The organism is Azonexus sp., assembly GCF_041909095.1.
In the GTDB taxonomy this organism is placed as follows: Bacteria; Pseudomonadota; Gammaproteobacteria; order Burkholderiales; family Rhodocyclaceae; genus Azonexus.
This window is the reverse complement of sequence record NZ_JAYREB010000005.1, coordinates 156,538-171,184: the sequence shown is the minus strand read 5'-3', so window position 1 is coordinate 171,184 and position 14,647 is coordinate 156,538. Positions and strand designations below refer to the sequence as shown.

General features: G+C 62.9%; 20 protein-coding genes and 1 pseudogene. 10 read left to right on the top strand and 11 right to left on the bottom strand.

All coding sequences use genetic code 11. The features are described from left to right. Positions 1-7 precede the first annotated feature (7 nt). Positions 8-325: a DUF2322 family protein gene (locus tag ACE3OV_RS11750; protein WP_374327327.1), complete on the top strand. Its 318-nt coding sequence runs from the start codon at positions 8-10 to the stop codon at positions 323-325. Positions 326-400: 75 nt separating this feature from the next. Beyond that, positions 401-949, top strand: coding sequence for a hypothetical protein (locus tag ACE3OV_RS11745; RefSeq protein WP_374327326.1), 549 nt, complete (start codon positions 401-403; stop codon positions 947-949). A gap of 740 nt (positions 950-1,689) precedes the next feature. Here the strand turns inward: ACE3OV_RS11745 and ACE3OV_RS11740 are convergent. Next, on the bottom strand, positions 1,690-1,992 hold the full coding sequence (locus tag ACE3OV_RS11740; RefSeq protein WP_374327325.1) for a hypothetical protein: 303 nt from the start codon (positions 1,990-1,992) through the stop codon (positions 1,690-1,692). 244 nt (positions 1,993-2,236) lie between these two features. Between ACE3OV_RS11740 and ACE3OV_RS11735 the strand changes: the two genes are divergently transcribed. From ACE3OV_RS11735 to ACE3OV_RS11725, 3 genes are all read left to right on the top strand, one after another. Further along, the gene (locus tag ACE3OV_RS11735; RefSeq protein ID WP_374327324.1) at positions 2,237-2,695 is read left to right on the top strand and encodes a cytochrome c; all 459 of its coding nucleotides are present in this window, start codon (positions 2,237-2,239) and stop codon (positions 2,693-2,695) included. Between the two features lie 82 nt (positions 2,696-2,777). Next, complete coding sequence (locus ACE3OV_RS11730; protein ID WP_374327322.1) at positions 2,778-3,473, top strand: cytochrome b/b6 domain-containing protein; 696 nt, start codon at positions 2,778-2,780, stop codon at positions 3,471-3,473. 79 nt (positions 3,474-3,552) lie between these two features. After that, positions 3,553-5,583, top strand: a complete 2,031-nt coding sequence (locus tag ACE3OV_RS11725) for a diguanylate cyclase (protein WP_374327320.1) — start codon at positions 3,553-3,555, stop codon at positions 5,581-5,583. Here ACE3OV_RS11725 and nifM read toward each other — a convergent pair. The 6 genes from nifM to nifV are packed head-to-tail and all read right to left on the bottom strand — an operon-like array spanning position 5,546 to position 9,627. Beyond that, positions 5,546-6,376 (bottom strand): nitrogen fixation protein NifM, encoded by an 831-nt coding sequence (gene nifM / locus ACE3OV_RS11720; RefSeq protein WP_374327319.1) that lies wholly within the window; start codon positions 6,374-6,376, stop codon positions 5,546-5,548. The genes ACE3OV_RS11725 and nifM overlap by 38 nt on opposite strands. Beyond that, complete coding sequence (locus ACE3OV_RS11715; protein WP_374327318.1) at positions 6,357-6,836, bottom strand: nitrogen fixation protein NifZ; 480 nt, start codon at positions 6,834-6,836, stop codon at positions 6,357-6,359. The genes nifM and ACE3OV_RS11715 overlap by 20 nt, the downstream gene beginning before the upstream one ends. Beyond that, on the bottom strand, positions 6,833-7,174 hold the full coding sequence (nifW, locus tag ACE3OV_RS11710) for a nitrogenase-stabilizing/protective protein NifW (RefSeq protein ID WP_374327317.1): 342 nt from the start codon (positions 7,172-7,174) through the stop codon (positions 6,833-6,835). The genes ACE3OV_RS11715 and nifW overlap by 4 nt, the downstream gene beginning before the upstream one ends. Before the next feature lie 9 nt (positions 7,175-7,183). Beyond that, positions 7,184-7,723: a hypothetical protein gene (locus ACE3OV_RS11705; RefSeq protein ID WP_374327316.1), complete on the bottom strand. Its 540-nt coding sequence runs from the start codon at positions 7,721-7,723 to the stop codon at positions 7,184-7,186. A gap of 1 nt (position 7,724) precedes the next feature. Then, complete coding sequence (gene cysE / locus ACE3OV_RS11700) at positions 7,725-8,447, bottom strand: serine O-acetyltransferase (protein ID WP_374327449.1); 723 nt, start codon at positions 8,445-8,447, stop codon at positions 7,725-7,727. A 40-nt stretch (positions 8,448-8,487) separates the two neighbouring features. After that, the gene (nifV, locus tag ACE3OV_RS11695) at positions 8,488-9,627 is read right to left on the bottom strand and encodes a homocitrate synthase (protein WP_374327315.1); all 1,140 of its coding nucleotides are present in this window, start codon (positions 9,625-9,627) and stop codon (positions 8,488-8,490) included. Positions 9,628-9,821: 194 nt separating this feature from the next. Between nifV and ACE3OV_RS11690 the strand changes: the two genes are divergently transcribed. Continuing rightward, the gene (locus ACE3OV_RS11690; protein WP_374327313.1) at positions 9,822-10,100 is read left to right on the top strand and encodes a type II toxin-antitoxin system RelE/ParE family toxin; all 279 of its coding nucleotides are present in this window, start codon (positions 9,822-9,824) and stop codon (positions 10,098-10,100) included. A 23-nt stretch (positions 10,101-10,123) separates the two neighbouring features. Next, on the top strand, positions 10,124-10,414 hold the full coding sequence (locus tag ACE3OV_RS11685; protein WP_374327311.1) for a HigA family addiction module antitoxin: 291 nt from the start codon (positions 10,124-10,126) through the stop codon (positions 10,412-10,414). Positions 10,415-10,444: 30 nt separating this feature from the next. On the opposite strand, the gene ACE3OV_RS11680 is transcribed toward ACE3OV_RS11685, so the two are convergent. Further along, positions 10,445-10,939 (bottom strand): VF530 family DNA-binding protein, encoded by a 495-nt coding sequence (locus ACE3OV_RS11680; protein ID WP_374327309.1) that lies wholly within the window; start codon positions 10,937-10,939, stop codon positions 10,445-10,447. Continuing rightward, entirely contained in the window at positions 10,876-11,994 is a 1,119-nt protein-coding gene (locus ACE3OV_RS11675; protein WP_374327307.1) for a hypothetical protein, read from the bottom strand. The genes ACE3OV_RS11680 and ACE3OV_RS11675 overlap by 64 nt, the downstream gene beginning before the upstream one ends. Before the next feature lie 198 nt (positions 11,995-12,192). On the opposite strand from ACE3OV_RS11675, the gene ACE3OV_RS11670 reads away from it, so the two are divergent. From ACE3OV_RS11670 to ACE3OV_RS11660, 3 genes are read left to right on the top strand one after another with little or no spacing between them, the layout of a single operon-like run. Further along, a complete protein-coding gene (locus tag ACE3OV_RS11670; protein ID WP_374327305.1) occupies positions 12,193-12,771 on the top strand; it encodes a hypothetical protein in 579 nt (192 codons plus the stop codon). A 13-nt stretch (positions 12,772-12,784) separates the two neighbouring features. Further along, positions 12,785-13,024 carry a hypothetical protein gene (locus tag ACE3OV_RS11665; protein WP_374327303.1) on the top strand — a complete coding sequence of 80 codons (240 nt, stop codon included), beginning with the start codon at positions 12,785-12,787 and terminating at the stop codon, positions 13,022-13,024. After that, positions 13,015-13,422: a hypothetical protein gene (locus ACE3OV_RS11660; protein WP_374327301.1), complete on the top strand. Its 408-nt coding sequence runs from the start codon at positions 13,015-13,017 to the stop codon at positions 13,420-13,422. The genes ACE3OV_RS11665 and ACE3OV_RS11660 overlap by 10 nt, the downstream gene beginning before the upstream one ends. On the opposite strand, the gene ACE3OV_RS11655 is transcribed toward ACE3OV_RS11660, so the two are convergent. After that, the gene (locus ACE3OV_RS11655; protein ID WP_374327299.1) at positions 13,412-13,828 is read right to left on the bottom strand and encodes a hypothetical protein; all 417 of its coding nucleotides are present in this window, start codon (positions 13,826-13,828) and stop codon (positions 13,412-13,414) included. The two genes, ACE3OV_RS11660 and ACE3OV_RS11655, sit on opposite strands and share 11 nt — an antisense overlap. Positions 13,829-13,907: 79 nt before the next feature. Then, positions 13,908-14,607, bottom strand: a pseudogene (locus tag ACE3OV_RS11650) (IS110 family transposase); the annotation flags it as partial. Between the last annotated feature and the right edge of the window lie 40 nt (positions 14,608-14,647).

Genomic DNA, 14,647 nt, shown 5'->3' with positions numbered 1-14,647 from the left:
GATTGCCATGTCTTTCGCTGAAAACCTCAAGAAACTTCCCGGTATTTCGCACCTCGCCGCCCTCAACCTGCTCGATGCCGACGGCAATGTCGTCGCCAGCATCGAGAACAAGTCCGGCAGCCAGGGCTCGCTTGCTGTCTACAATCACCTTGCTCAGACCTACGGCTCGATCAACGTCGAAGCCGCGAAGAAGGGCATCGAAATCTTCGCCGAGCATGGCGAAGACGAACGCGCCAACCCCGGCAAGCACCCGAACATCGCCCGTCTTCTGCAGATCGAGGCCGGTGCGCCGGCCTTGCGGGTGAAGCACGTTTTCGCGGTGTGATGCTTGTGCTGCGCGCCTGATCCCGGGTTTTATTTCATAATGCCGCCTCGATAATTTTTATTCGGGAGTGGCAGCGTGGAATTTTTTGATCGACGGGTAAGGCCCGTTCTGGCGGTGGTTTCGGTGCTTGTTTCTTGCATGACGTTTGGCTGTTCGTCGAAGACGGCAGAAGAAAAAGGCAAGGAAATGGCGGCGGAAAAAATCGACCTCGTCAAAGGGGTCGGTGCGGCGCTGGAAGAAAAGGGCGGCGCAGCGGCCGAATCCGTGACCAGTGGCCTGGGCAATATCGTCAACGGGGTCAAGAAAGGCGTCGCGAAATCCGACAAGCGCATCGCCGGGGATGCCTCGCTGGCGGCGGCTGGGGTTCAGGTGACGGCGGTTCAGGAAACGCCGCCGGGTACGGAACCCGAGAATCGCGGCATCGACGCCTATCTCGTTGCCGAACGGAAGGTGGAAGGCTTTCTCAAGGTTACGGTGTACGACGTGCTGGACAAGGAAATCGGCCGGACGAAGATCCCGTTTGCACTGGATGCGGAGCAAGGGAAATATTTCCGCATTCCGCTCGAGCAGCAGATCGAATTCGGGAAGATAGAAAAGATTTCCTTTGTGTTTCAGGCAGCTTGATTTTCTTGCTGGCGCGGGCGGATTTGGTTTTTCGACCGCCGTTTTTTTGCGCCTGACGGGCGGGCGTGTTTGGTTGCTGAGCCGCTGGGTTCCGCCGTTGACCGGCGGGCGTACTTTCTTCTTGCTTCGCCAAGAAGAAAGTAGCCAAAGAAGAAGGCGACCCTAGGTCGGCGCCCGCTACGCGGGTACCCTGCGCTACTCGTCGTTGGCGGGGGCTGCGCAACTCGCCGCTGCGCGGCTCAGACAGTGCTCGCCCTTTTTCCGCCAACGCCTGCGTTGCTCGGCGCCTCCCAAGTGGCCCGGCAAACCGAGCGGAACGGAAAACGAGAAGGTTTAAACCTTGGCCGCTCAGCAGAGACGTTTTTCGGGGCCCCCCTGAGAGGCGCTGAGCAACGCAGGGGTGCCGGGGGAAGTCGGCGAGGACTGTCTGAGGCCCGCAGGGCCGAGTTCCGCAGCCGCCCGGCGCGCCGAGTAGCGCAAGGGACCGGGCGCAGCCCGGCGCCGACCTGGGGGTGGCCTTCTTTTTGGCTACTTTTTCTTCAGCCACACAAGAAAAAGTACGCCCGCGCGTCAGGCGCGGAAAACAGCGCTTCAGAAACCAAAGCCGCCCGCCGCTCAGCGGCAGAAAACAGCGGATCCGAAAACCAACCCCTCCCAGCGCGTTAGGCGCAGAACCCGGCGCGTTGCCCATGTCCCCGCTTTGTCGCCGCTGTGCCGAGCCTGCTGAGCCCGGAAACCGCTCAGTCCTCCGCCTCGACAAATACCCACTCCCGCTCCTCCGCCCGCAGATAGAGCCGACCATCGGTGATTTCGACCTGCAGCCCGGGATAGTCAAGGCTGAGCGCCGCGGTGAAATGCTTGCCGTTGCGGTAGCCGAGCTGCAGACTGCCGGTTTGCGCCAGGATTTCGAGGCGGCCCTGGCAGGCCGGGCAGCGGGCGGCGAGGATGGCCGCGGCGCTGTCGAGCAGTTCGTCGCAGGCGTCGAGCCAGGCCGACGGTGGTAGTTTGGCGCCGCAGAGCGGGCAGTTGGCGTCGCGTTTCATGCGTACTCCGGCAGGATGTCGTGCCGCCAGCTTAGCGTGGAAGCGCGCTCACCGGTGCTGCTGCCGTGTCGGCGGATGATTGCCATTGGCTTATCGTTCGATTTCATTCAACGTTTCCGTGAATATCGGTCAGCGAGCGAGCCGCGCGCGGGCAGGACGGCTGCGTATAATCCGCCAGGGAACTTCGGGGGAGTCGTGGTTCGACAAATCAATCATTTTCCTTCAACACAACGGAGATACAACGATGAAACGCAAGTTGCTGCTAGCCCTGGTCGCCACCGCGACCGTCGCCACCGCACACGCCCAGGTCAAGGTCGAGGACGCCATCAAGTGGCGCCAGTCGGCATATGCCACGATGGGCTGGAGCATGGGCCGGATCAAGGCCAATCTGGAAGGTAGCTATAACAAGGATGAGGTGGTCAAGGCGGCCAACGTCATCCAGGCGATCGCCAATTCCGGGATGGGCGCCCTCTATGTGCCGGGTAGCGACAAGGGCAAGGGCTGGGCCGAGACCCGTGTCAAGCCGGAACTGTTCACCGATGGTCCGAAGGTCGGCAAGCTGGCCGGTGATTTCAACCAGGCCGCCAACGAACTGGCCAAGGTTGCCGCCAGCGGCGACGCAGCTGCGGTCAAGACGGCGTTCGGCAAGGTCGGTGGCACCTGCAAGGCTTGCCACGACGATTACCGCAAGGACAACAAGTAATACGCCGGCGTCTCGTACGCAGTGACCGGGGCGCCGCAAGGCGCCCTTGTCGTTGGCGCCTGGGCATGGAAGAGGTGTGCAGATGAACAGCAAGAAAATCCGGGTCTGGGACTTGCCGACCCGTTTGTTCCACTGGTTGCTGGTGCTGGCGGTGGTCGGCCTGGTGGTGACTGGCAAGGTCGGTGGCAACCTGATCGACTGGCATGGGCGGATCGGCGTCGGACTGGCCGGCCTGATCGCCTTTCGCCTGGTCTGGGGCGTGGTCGGTTCGACTTATGCCCGTTTTGGCCAGTTCTTTCCGACGCCGGCGCGGATTGCGGCTTACCTGCGCAGCGGGAAGCATGGCAGCGTCGGTCACAATCCGCTGGGGGCGCTGTCGGTGTTTGCCCTGCTCGGCGTGCTGATCGTCCAGTTGCTGACCGGGCTGGTGGCCAACGACGACATCGCCTTTGTCGGTCCGCTGTACGAGCTCGTCGGCCGCGATCTGAGCAATCTGGCGACCGGCTGGCACAAGCTGGTGATCAATCTGCTGATCCTGCTGGTGGTGCTGCACGTCGCGGCCATCGGCTTCTACGCCCGGGTGAAGAAGGACAACCTGGTCAAGCCGATGGTGACCGGCTGGAAGGAAGTGACGGACGGCGAGCCGGCCCGGGGCGGCGGCTGGCTGGCGCTGCTGCTGGCGCTGGCGCTGGCCGGGCTGGCAGTTTATGCCGCCAGTGGCGCCTGGTTGCCGGAGCCGCCAGCGCCGCCGCCGGCGGTCGCAACGCCGGCCTGGTAAGGTTTTCTGCAAAAAATATCAACACTGGCAAGGGAGGGCGGTGCCTATAATGCGCTGAGTTCAACTTGGCGTCCCTCCCATGTCCTATCGCGTCATCGTCGCGCTGGCCAGCCTGCTGCTGATGTCCATTTTTGCCGGCGTTGCGCTGCTCGGTTCCCGGCTGGCCGACGATCGGCTGGCCGAGAGCCTGGATAGTGAGGCGCGGCGTCTGAAGACGGCCTACGAGTTGTCGCAGGGCGAACTGGAGCAGCAGATGATGGCGCTGGCCGGGATGCTGGCGGCCGACCCGCAAACCATCCGCTTGTTGCGGGAGGCCGGCGCGGCGGTTGGCGCCGAGGGCGGCGGCGGTGGTGGCAAGCGAGCGGCAGCGCTGCGCGCCGATCTGGCGGCGCATCTGCAGCAGCACTGGATTTACCTGCAGCGCGAAATCGGTGTCCGGCAGATGCAGTTCCTGCTGCCGGGGACGCGTTCCTTCCTGCGTTTCCATGCGCCGGAGCAGTTTGGCGACGATCTTGGCGCATTGCGCATCCTGCTTGGCAATGTCGAGCAATCGCGTCAGCCGGCCAGCGGTTTCGAGACCGGCCGCGCATTTGCCGGGGTGCGTGGCGCCGCGCCGGTGATCGACCGTCTGTCCGACGGTCAGGAAAGACTGCTTGGCGTGATGGAAATCGGCATTGCCTTCGACGGCTACATCGCCCGTCTCAGCGAGCGCACGGCGGTCGGTTTCGGGGTGCTGCTCGATCCGCAGGCGGTCACCGATGCGATGTGGGAAGGCTATCGGCCACCAGCGCCGACCGAGCGCCCGGGTTCCTGCTGCTACCTGCTGGCGGCGTCGCGCGGCGAACTCGCCGACTGGATGGCGGCGCGTGTGCTGCCGGCATATACCGGGAGTTTCCGCAGTGACCTGCTGCGCCACGAAGGCCGCGATTTTCAGTTGATCCGTTTTCCGCTGCGCGACTATCCCGGCCGACTCGAGCCGCAGCGGGCGGCGATCGGCTCGGTGCTGATCTGGCAGGAGGTCGGCGGCATCATCAGCGGCATGCACGACTTCAAGCGTCGGGCAGCGCAGAACCTGCTCATCGCCTACCTCGTTACCCAGTTCCTGCTCTTTTTCCTGGTTCGCGCCTCGCGTCGCGAGTGGCAGAACCAGCTGGCCGAGCAGACCGCCCGGGTCAGCGACCTGTCGCACCAGAACGAGGTCCTGCTGCTCACTGCAGGCGAGGGGATCTTCGGCGTCGACCGCGATCAGGTGGTGACCTTCATCAATCCGGCAGCGCAGAAGATGCTGGGCTACACCCAGGCCGATGTCGTCGGTCGGCGGCTGCATGCCTTGATCCACCTGCGCGGTCCGGACGGGGCGCCGTGCGAGGAGGCTGCCTGTCCGGTGGTGCTGACCCTGATCGACGGCCGGACGCGAACCCAGGAGGAGTGGTTGCGGCGCAGCGACAACAGCATCTTCCCGGTGCGCATGACGGTGTCACCGATCCGCGAAGGCATGGTCTATACCGGCGCTGTGGTCGTCTTCCACGATATCGGCGAGCTCAAGGAAAAGGAAGCGGCGCTGACCCGGCTGGCGCGCACCGATACCCTGACCGGCCTGAACAACCGGGGCTATTTCCTGGAACTGCTGGGGGTCGAGATCAATCGCTGGCAACGCAACGGCCATGAGGCGGCGCTGCTGATGATCGACCTCGACTGGTTCAAGCGGGTCAACGATACCTGGGGGCATGCGGTCGGTGACGAAGTGCTGCGGCATTTTGCCGAAGTGTTGCGCCGCTCGCTGCGCCGCGTCGACGTCGCCGGCCGGCTCGGCGGCGAGGAATTTGCCGTCGTCCTGCCGGGCGACGATGAGCGGGCCGCGCAGGCGACGGCCGAGCGCCTGCGCCAGAACATCGCCAGCGAGCCGGCGAAAACCAGCGTCGGCGAGATTGCCATCACCGTCAGTATCGGTGTCACCCTGTTCCGGACCGGCGACTGCGATCCGGAACAGCCCCTGCAACGTGCCGACGCGGCGCTTTACCGGGCCAAGCAGGCGGGCCGCAACCGGGTCGAGGTGGATTTCGCCGACGCCATCAAGCGGCCTGGCGTCGATTCGCCAGTAGCGCCTTGATCCAGCGTTTCTGCGCTTCCTGACGCCGTTTCTCGGTCAGCCTGTCGATGATGCGCTGGCGCACTTCGGCGAAAGGCAGCAGGCCGCTGGGCAGGATTTCGTCGCAACGCAGGATGTGCAGGCCGACTTCCGATTCGAGGACGGCACTGATGCTGTTTTCGCTCAGGCTGAACGCCGCCGCTTCGAGTTCCGGATACAGCTGCTGGCGGCGGACGACGCCGAGCAGCCCGCCTTCGAGCGCGGTCGGGCACTGTGAATGACGTAGCGCGGCGGCAGCAAACTGTTCCGCGCTGCTTGCCGTCTGGCGCAGTTTCTCGAGCGTCCGGCGAGCCTCGGCGGCCTGTTGCGGGCTGTTGTAGGTGAGCAGGATGTGGCGCAGGCGACGCGCCTCGGGCCGATCGAAGGCGTCCGGGTGGAGGCGGTAGTAGATTTCCGCATCGATTTCGCTGACCGGCGCTTCGCTAGCGGCGACGCGGTCGAGCACGGCTTCGACGCGCAGATCGCGTTCGACCGCCTTGGCCAGCTCGGCCTCGTTCAGGCCGATGCGTTCGAGATCCTGGGTGTAGGCGTCGGTGTCCGGATAGCGCTTGCGGATTTCGCCGATGCGCGTCTGCAGCGTCGGCGCCGGGACGAGCACGTGGGTGGCCTGCGGACTGGCCAGGATGCGTTGCTCGATGCCGTCCTGACGCGTCGCCACTTCGCTCAGGCGATGACGTTCCGGATCGCTCAGGGTGTCCGGGCCCTTGTGGAAGAGTTCCCAGGAAAGTTTCAGTTCAAGGTAGGCATGCTGCATGGTCTTGCTCCCCGGCAACGAGGGGTTCCAGTGTCGCCTCCGGAATCTGCAGGATGCGTCCCGGCAGGCAGTCGAAATGGATGTGATAGGCAACGCCGCCCGGCGCGTCGCGGATCACCTTGATCACTTCGCCGATCGCCCCGAGTTCGACCAGGACCTTGCCGTCCACGGCGAGCTGGCGGGCGCTGCGCACCTTTTCCCGAAACTCGAAACGCGACGGCGTCCAGGTTTCGTCGATGTCGATCAGCTCCTCCTCGCGGCAGCCGACGATCCTGCCCTGCTCGAGGAAGTTCACCGAGTAGATGATCTGATCCTGCAGGAAGGTGCCGACATCGACGACGACGCCGGTGCTGCCACGACGCACCAGCGGTTCGCCGGTGTCCATGCCCGGATAGGTGCCGTCGTTGCGCACATTGCGGATCAGGCGCACGGTGTCGCCGTATTCCCAGCGCGGTCTCATTGCCGGAAGACCTTGTCCAGCGAGACGAAGGAGCTCATGCCGCCGTCCGGCTTGGCAACGTGCTGGAAGACGGCGAAGACCTTCTCGGTCAGCGCGTCGGAGACCGTGAAGTCCTGGTAGGCGCGTTCCAGCCAGAGCCGGTAGATGGCGCGTTGCTGCTCCTCTTCCGGCGGCAGGTTGGGGGCCTGGCGGGCCAGGTAGTCGTGGAAGCGCTGCAGGATGTGCAGGCGGTTCACCTGGACCACCGAGGCTTCGTAGGGGATGCCGAAATAGTCCAGGAAGTCTTCGGCAGAGACCAGCTCTTCCATCGCTTCGGCCAGGGTCAGGGTGTCTTCCATGATGCCTCCTCAGGCTGCAACAAGTTTCAGATCGGGAATGTTCTCGTCGTCTTCCGTGTTGCTACGGAAGGCGTCGACCACTTCAAGCAGCTTGCCGGCGCCGAGCTGGTCGCGGCTGTCGAGCGCCGCCAGCTTGCACAGGCGCTGGCGAGAATCGGCAATGCGGCCGAGACGGAGCAGGACGACGCTCGCCGCCTTCAGTGCCAGCAGGTAGAAGCGCAGCATGCCGAAGGAGTTGGCGGCAGCCGCCGCCAGTCGCGTCTCGTCGATGTGCTCCCAGGCCGGCAGGCCGAGCCGGCGGCCGGACAGCTGCATCGCGAGTTCGGCGACTTGCAGCGCGTCGTCCAGTCGGTGCTGGTAGAAGTAGTAGCGGTAGATGCCGACCAGCACGGTCAGGCTGTCGGGCGCCAGCAGGTGGGCACGCAGCAGCGCCAGCTCGGCGCTCGGCTCGCCGTAAGCGTTGGCTGCCTGGACGAGCAGCGCAGCGGCCTCGGCGGCCAGCGGCTCCTCGAAATACAGCGTGTCGTCGGCGAAATCGAGCAGGTCCATGTCAGTGCATCGCCTCGCTCTCGCAGCACAGGTCGCCGGCCGAGCAGGTCTGGCATTCGCCGCCGTGGGTCGGCGCCGGTTGCTGGCGCAATGCGGCGAGTTCGTTCTCCAGCGTGTCGATGCGTTCGATCAGGCAGGCAATCGAACGCGCCACCGGGTCGGGCAGGACGTTGTGGTCGAGGTTGATGCCCTTGCCGGCCGGGCGGGCCAGGCGGGTATCGACGATGCGGCCGGGAATGCCGACCACGGTACGGTCGGCCGGCACGTCCTTGACCACCACCGAGTTGGCGCCGACGCGGACGCGCTCGCCGATGCTGATCGGCCCGAGAATCTTGGCGCCGGCGCCGACCACCACGCCGTCGGCCAGGGTCGGATGGCGCTTGCCCTTGTTCCACGAAGTGCCGCCCAGGGTGACGCCGTGGTAGAGGGTGACATCGTCGCCGATCTCCGCTGTTTCACCGATCACCACGCAGGCGCCGTGGTCGATGAAGAAGCGGCGGCCGATGGTGGCGCCGGGGTGGATGTCGACATTGGTCAGCAGGCGGCCGGCGAAGGACAACAGGCGGGCGCTGTAGCGCCAGCCGCCGCGCCACAGCTTGTGCGCCAGGCGATGGGCGAGGATGGCATGGACGCCGGGGTAGGTGGTCAGCACTTCCAGCGTCGAGCGGGCAGCCGGGTCGCGTTCGAAGACGCAGGCCAGGTCTTCCTTGAGGGTGGCCCACAGGCCGGGAGCGGAAGGATTCGGTGCGGTCATGGTCATCGCTTCAGACATGGAGCGGACTCCTGGAAGAAGCCAGCAGGCCGAGCAGATCGGCGGCCTCCGGCGGGTGCTTGTGGGCGGCGACAAAATTGCGGACGCTGGCGAGCAGGGCTTGCGCCTGCTCCTCACCGAGCTCGATGCCGAGTTCGCGATAGACGACCTGGACCGCGCGCGAGCCGGAATGCTTGCCGAGCACGATGCGGTGCGCCTGGCCGACTTCGCGCGGGTCGAAGCCCTGGTAGTTGTCCGGATGCTTGAGCAGGCCATCGACATGGATGCCGGCCTCGTGGGTGAAGGCGCCGGCGCCGACGACGCTCTTCTGCCAGGGCACGGCGCGCCCGGAAGCGCTGGCGACGGCAGCCGACAGCGCCGGGAAGGCGCGCAGTTCGACGCCGGTGTCGATGCCGTGCAGCTTCTTCAACCCGAGCACGACTTCTTCCAGCGGCGCATTGCCGGCGCGTTCGCCCAGGCCGTTGACCGTGGTATTGACGTGCGTCGCCCCGGCCTTGCAGGCGGCCAGGGTGTTGGCCGTGGCCAGGCCCAGGTCGTCGTGGGCGTGCATCTCGATCTCCAGCCCGGTGCGGGCGCGCAAGGTCGAAATGCGATCAAAGGTGGTGAAGGGTTCGAGGATGCCCAGTGTGTCGGCAAAGCGCAGGCGGCGGGCGCCGGCACGTTCGGCAGTGGCGGCCAGCGCGCACAGGAATTCCAGATCGGCGCGCGAGGCATCCTCGCAACCGACACCGACTTCCAGCCCGAGGTCGAGCGCCATGCCGATGTAGCGCGGCAGCTCGCGCAGCAGCCAGCTCCGTTCCTGCTTCAGCTTGTAGGCCAGGTGCTGGTCGGACGCCGGCACCGAAATGTCGATCAGGTGCGCGCCCAGATTGGCGCTGGCGGTGATGTCGGCCGCGTGCATGCGGCTCCACACCATCAGCCGGGCATTCAGGCCGAGCCCGGCAACCGCCCGGATCGACTCGCGCTCCTCGGCACCCATGGCCGGAATGCCGACCTCCAGCTCGGGTACGCCGATGGCGTCGAGGCGGCGGGCGATGTCCAGCTTCTCCGCCAGCGAAAAGGCAACCCCGGCCGACTGCTCACCGTCGCGCAGGGTGGTGTCGTTGATGGTGACGAAGCTGGGCTGGCTCATGGGAATCTCCTTGCCATCTCTGTAGCAAGGGAGGTGCCAGTTTTTAAGCTATTGAATTTTAGTGATTAATTTATTGTTCTCTGGTTCTCGTGCGTTGCTTGTCGTAAAACCGACAAGGCGATATATTTCTTTGTCATTAATTCTTCAGTGTTTTTTTGTATCGCGTAGAGATACAATCAACGCAGGCTGTGCTCATGATCAAGCAGTTTCGCCATAAAGGTCTCGAACGCTTTTTCCTTACCGGTAGCAAGGCTGGCATTCAGGCAGCTCATGCTCCACGACTGGCGCGTCAGTTGCTGATGCTGAATGCGGCGAGTGGTCCGGAAGATATGGATAAACCCGGTTGGCGATTGCATGGACTCGAAGGTGCACTAGCCGGACACTGGTCGGTCCGGGTCAGTGGGAACTGGCGGATGACTTTTTGTTTCAATGGAGAACACGCCGTGCTGGTCGATTATCTGGACTATCACTAGCCGGCTTCGAAGGAGGTTTCAGTATGGGCAGCATGTTCAATCCGCCGCATCCCGGACACATCCTGCGTGAGGATGTGCTGCCGGCGCTCGCAATTTCGGTGACTGAAGCCGCCCGTCAGCTTGGCGTTTCGCGGGTTCAGTTGTCCCGTTTCATCAACGGGCGGGCCGGCGTGTCTGCCGATCTGGCGATACGCCTCGCCTTGTGGCTTGGGGGCGATGCGCACACGTGGATGCGGATGCAGGCCGATTACGATTTGTGGCAGGCGGAGCACTCAGGTAAACCGCAGCCACAAGTACAAAGGGTGGCTGCCTGAGCGGCATGTTGTCGCTGCGCGGCTCTTTCCCTACTTCCGCCACTTGGCCCACGGATCGGCGTTGTCCGTTGCTGCTTGGCGGTTCGGTGCCCGGGGGCGGCCGCCGTCGCGGTCGTGGGCGGCGGCTTTCCTGGCGCGTTTTTCACGCAGGCGTTCGGCATCTTCCAGGCTCAGTTCGGCCGGTGCGCCCGGCTGTTGATCGCGGGGGATGATGCGGTCGCGCGGTGGCAGCTCGAACTGTTCGGCCGAGGCGCGCGGCAGGCTCTTGAACTGGTACAGATAGAAGGCTTCGACCTTTGCCCGCGCCCAGTCCGTCTTCTTGAGGAACTTCACGCTCGATTCGATGCTCGGGTTGGTGTTGAAGCAGTTGATGTTGAGATAGGCGTAGAGAATCTCGAAGCCGTAGTGGTCGACGATCTCGGTCAGCAGTTGTTTCAGGCTGACGCGATCGGCATCGGTAGTCAGGGTGCGTGTGCCGTCGGTGGCGTGAGGGTTTGCGAGGTCTTGCCGGTGAGTTTCAGCCACTGATCCAGAATGGGCACGATGCGCTCGTAGCGCCCGTGCCCGTTGCGGATGATCAGGCTGCGGTTGATCAGCCGCTTGATCGCCTGCTGGGCCGAACCGCGCGAGAAGCCGAGCGCATCGTACAGCGCCAGCGAGGATTCCGAAAACAGTTCCTGGCCTTCGAGCAGCAGCAGATACACGGCCTGATCGGACCGCAGGAGATCGGCCCAGGCCCGCTCGCACCAGCCGCCGGCGCCGGTCAGTCCGGTTTCGATGTCCGCCCAGGTGGCGTCGATATCGACCGATTTGCGCAGCACCATCTGGCTGACCAGGCCGGTAATCACCTGCGCATTGCGTCCGGAGCGGTCGAACAGCTCCCAGAGCCGCGCCGTTGTCATCGTCAGGCCGGTGATTTCCCGGTGAATGCGCGCCAGATGGTCGACAAAGGGGCGCTCCAGCAGTGGAAAGTCGACCACGGTGGCGAAGTTGAAGAAAGGCGCTTTCTGGTCGTTGAACAGGCGCTGCAGATCGGTGAGCGACGAGCCGGTGAAGATCACCGCGATATTGGGCGGCGCCATGTCCAGCATCGTCCTCAGGGCGGCGGCGAAGCTGGTGAACGCCGTCGACGTCGCCAGGTGCTGGATTTCATCGAGAATGATCAGGCCGGGGCGCCCGTCGAGGTGCTTGACCCATTGCTGGAAGCTCGCCGAGGCCAGCGTCAATTCATTGGCCAGCGCCGGACGGGGGCGGTCGGCGCGTTCCACTTCGGCGGAAAAATCGATGACGCCCAGATTGAGCCCGGCTTTCCCCCTGAGCTTGCCCCGCTGCGGGGGCAGCGCATCCTGCAGCGCCCGGATGAGCGCCAGGTGGGGCTGGTCCTTGTTCTCCCAGAGCGAGCAATAAAAGGTATTGACCACGCCTTTCTCCGCCGCCGCCGGAATCAGGTCGCGCTGCAGGTATTCCGTCTTGCCGATCCGGCGCCGCCCGAAAAAGGCGAGGCGGGACAGCCCTTGATCGAACAAGCGGCCAAGATGCTCGTGCGCCAGCTCGGGGCGGGGATAGTGCCAGTCGATCATGCTGTCTGCGCTCCGAAAATTATACTTTGCGTGTATATATCGAATTATATACACGGATTGTATAATTTCAACGGGCTATTGCGGTCTTTGGGGAGTTTTCAGGCGTAACTACAGGCATGAAAATCAGCTGTCGCTGTTTACATAGATCACACGTATATGTATATTTCCTGTGTACTTTGTTCACAGACGAGGTTGGGTATGGAATTGGTTGGAATCAGTGAAATAGCAGCACTTGCATCGGTCAGCAGGGCTGCAGTCAACAACTGGGTTGCGCGCGACCCCTCGTTTCCCAAAGCGATAGCTGATCTGGCTTGCGGTCAGATCTGGGAAAAAAGTGATGTGATGGTTTGGTTGTCGCAAAACAAAATTTTGAGGGAGAACAACATGGATGCACTCAGCAATCTTGAGATCGGGAACATTTACACGCACGATTTCATCTGCAAACTGTTTGGTGGCGACGCGAAAAGCGGCACCTATCTGCCGCAGAGCAAGCAGACGGTTCTTTGTGGTTGTTTCACCAAGAACATGAACCCTGGTGCCCCAGAAAAAATATTGGTTGGGCATGGTCCGCGAATCATCACCAAGGCAGAAAGGTTGGAGGCTCAAGGCGGATCAATACCCGTATTCCTGAAGCTGGGCACTAACCAGTGGGCCTATCAGGGGGTTTTCGAACTGGTTAGATTGTCCAGAAACCCTGCGGATTTCGAGAACGACGCAGCGACTGTTGATCGGAGCGACGTGATTGCCGCACTGATTTTTCGCAAGGTCGATGCCTAGGTCGACAAACGCCATGGCACTCGACCGAAAAGTAGAAACTGACTACAACAGCGATGTCGCGACTGCCGCTCAGGCGACATCGCAGTTTGCTTGGTCGGACAGATTGGCAGGTTCCGGCAAGTGTCTTGTCGAGGCGGGTGGCTGGCTACTCAAGACGTATCTGCTACTGGCTACTTTGGGCGTGGTTGTATTCTTCATGCTGCTTTCAGCCTTCCTGCGCAGCACCCTCAAGGGGAAAAGGCGATGCCGATAAACTGCAACTGCCCAGTGTGTGGATCTCGAAACACCAAATCGCTTGCCATCATTTTCGAATCGGGGCAGCGGATTGGTACTTCAACCCGCGATTCGATCTGGACGATTTCCGGTGCTTTGGATCTGGGGCGTTCCACCACCAAGAGTAACTGGGCAAGCCTCCTCGCGACTAATGCTGCACCACCAGGGAAAATGAACTGGTCGTATATTGGTTGGCCGCTCATTGCTGCAACTGTCATTTTCGAATGGCCGCTCTGGGTCGTTCCTGCGGTGATTTTGCCAATTGCCTTGCTTTATGGCGCAAGCGATGATTATCTGAATGCAGAAGATGGAACGAAGTGGCGAAAAACATTTCGTTGTCTCCGATGCGGCACGACGTTCGAACCGTTCAACCAGTGAGACTGTTGCCGCCGCGTAGCCACCAGACTACGGCGGGGGAGAGGGCGAGCAACAGCAGGCCGATGGAAAGGTAGTTGCCGCTGCGGGGATCAAAATCCCGCCAGATGCGCGACCACCTGAGGTGCATGAGCAGCCTGCCGATAGCCACGTCGAACGCAGCCATGAACCCGGCCAGCCCAAGCCCAAGGATCAGATGTTCGCCAATGCCCGCCGCGCCGATGTCGGGAACAAAAAAAAAGCAAAGCCCAAACGCCAGCAAGCTGCCGCTCACCACACTCAGCTTGATGGCCAGCACCTTGCCCACCCTGGGGGCAAGCAGAACCGTACGGGCGATACCGTGCAAGGTCTCGGCACCCGCCAGCAGCAGGCAAAGCGAGGCGAAGCGGAGGAAATCGAAGGCATCCATGGTCGTTGAATACAGCGGTCAGTAGTTCAATTGCGCTGCCAGCTTAACAGCACGCCAGTTTTCGGGCAGCAGCGATCTTGGAGCCCAGGCTGGCAACCAGGGCGCTGGCCGTGGTCGGGCCGATGCCGGGGAGTTGCATGAGTTGCCGGCTTCTGGCGTCCTGGCGGGCGGCCTGGGCAACGGCTTTGTCGTATTCCTCGATGCGTTCGTTGAGCCGGTCGGCGTGAGCCAGCAGGTCGCCGACGCAGCGGTTGGCACAACCGGGAAGTGCTTCGAGATGGGCACCGATTTCCCGCCGCAGGCGTTCGACTTGCTGCGGCAGCACAATGCCGAATTCACTGATCAGGCCGCGCAAGCGGTTGTAGAGCGCGGTGCGTTCTTCGACAAAGCCTTGCCGGGTGCGATGCAGGCAGAGGATGGCTTGTTGATCGACGTCCTTGACCGGCACGAAGCGCATGTTGGGCCGGGTGACGGCTTCGCAGATGGCGGCCGCGTCGGCCGCGTCGTTCTTCCTGCGTTTGCCACTCATCCGGTACGGCACCACGAACTTCGGGGCCATCAGTTTGACGGTGTGGCCGTAGCGGCCGAATTCCCTTGCCCAGTGGTGCGCGCCGGAACAGGCTTCCATGCCGATCAGGCAGGGCGGCAAGTGGGCAACCATTTCCAGCACCTGGCTACGCGCCACCTTGGGCTCGATGAAAACCGCTTTGCCGCTCTGGTCAACGCCATGCAAAGCGAATACATTCTTGGCGATCGATGCCGACGGTGACAATATCCATGGACTTCCCCTTTCGAGCCAATGATTTGGTGTGGAAACTT

Coding starts and splice junctions, on each gene's coding strand:
- ACE3OV_RS11750 (WP_374327327.1), top strand. CDS start 8: ATGTCTTTCGCTGAAAACCTCAAGAAACTTCCCGGTATTTCGCACCTC.
- ACE3OV_RS11740 (WP_374327325.1), bottom strand. CDS start 1,992: ATGAAACGCGACGCCAACTGCCCGCTCTGCGGCGCCAAACTACCACCG.
- ACE3OV_RS11735 (WP_374327324.1), top strand. CDS start 2,237: ATGAAACGCAAGTTGCTGCTAGCCCTGGTCGCCACCGCGACCGTCGCC.
- ACE3OV_RS11730 (WP_374327322.1), top strand. CDS start 2,778: ATGAACAGCAAGAAAATCCGGGTCTGGGACTTGCCGACCCGTTTGTTC.
- ACE3OV_RS11725 (WP_374327320.1), top strand. CDS start 3,553: ATGTCCTATCGCGTCATCGTCGCGCTGGCCAGCCTGCTGCTGATGTCC.
- nifM (WP_374327319.1), bottom strand. CDS start 6,376: ATGCAGCATGCCTACCTTGAACTGAAACTTTCCTGGGAACTCTTCCAC.
- ACE3OV_RS11715 (WP_374327318.1), bottom strand. CDS start 6,836: ATGAGACCGCGCTGGGAATACGGCGACACCGTGCGCCTGATCCGCAAT.
- nifW (WP_374327317.1), bottom strand. CDS start 7,174: ATGGAAGACACCCTGACCCTGGCCGAAGCGATGGAAGAGCTGGTCTCT.
- ACE3OV_RS11705 (WP_374327316.1), bottom strand. CDS start 7,723: ATGGACCTGCTCGATTTCGCCGACGACACGCTGTATTTCGAGGAGCCG.
- nifV (WP_374327315.1), bottom strand. CDS start 9,627: ATGAGCCAGCCCAGCTTCGTCACCATCAACGACACCACCCTGCGCGAC.
- ACE3OV_RS11690 (WP_374327313.1), top strand. CDS start 9,822: ATGATCAAGCAGTTTCGCCATAAAGGTCTCGAACGCTTTTTCCTTACC.
- ACE3OV_RS11685 (WP_374327311.1), top strand. CDS start 10,124: ATGGGCAGCATGTTCAATCCGCCGCATCCCGGACACATCCTGCGTGAG.
- ACE3OV_RS11675 (WP_374327307.1), bottom strand. CDS start 11,994: ATGATCGACTGGCACTATCCCCGCCCCGAGCTGGCGCACGAGCATCTT.
- ACE3OV_RS11670 (WP_374327305.1), top strand. CDS start 12,193: ATGGAATTGGTTGGAATCAGTGAAATAGCAGCACTTGCATCGGTCAGC.
- ACE3OV_RS11665 (WP_374327303.1), top strand. CDS start 12,785: ATGGCACTCGACCGAAAAGTAGAAACTGACTACAACAGCGATGTCGCG.
- ACE3OV_RS11660 (WP_374327301.1), top strand. CDS start 13,015: ATGCCGATAAACTGCAACTGCCCAGTGTGTGGATCTCGAAACACCAAA.
- ACE3OV_RS11655 (WP_374327299.1), bottom strand. CDS start 13,828: ATGGATGCCTTCGATTTCCTCCGCTTCGCCTCGCTTTGCCTGCTGCTG.